The 307-nt window shown below is 58.6% G+C and carries 1 protein-coding gene; it reads left to right on the top strand.

The window, feature by feature from the left end:
* A partial coding sequence (locus tag AB9F29_RS21975; protein ID WP_369757258.1) for a pyridoxal-dependent decarboxylase occupies positions 1–307 on the top strand: 307 nt, incomplete at both ends.

The raw sequence follows: 307 nt of genomic DNA on the forward strand, positions 1-307 counted from the left end.
GGTCGACGCGCCCTGCGGGTGATCCCTTCGGACGCCAACTTTCTGATTAGCATACCCGCGTTGGAACAGGCCATCCAAGAGGATCGTGCTGCGTGGTGCGTACCCGCCTGTGTGATTGCCACGGCGGGCACCACAAACACCGGTGCCATCGACGATATGCAGGCCATCGCAGCGCTGTGTAAGCGGGAATGGATATGGTTCCACGTGGATGGTTGCATTGGCGCTTTGATCAAAATCGCCCCCGTTAATCGCACGATGGTGGACGGGATTGAAGACGCGGAGTCCTTGGCCCTTGATCCGCACAAAT

It is taken from the genome of Falsihalocynthiibacter sp. S25ZX9, from assembly GCF_041205405.1.
Classification (GTDB): domain Bacteria; phylum Pseudomonadota; class Alphaproteobacteria; order Rhodobacterales; family Rhodobacteraceae; genus Falsihalocynthiibacter; species Falsihalocynthiibacter arcticus.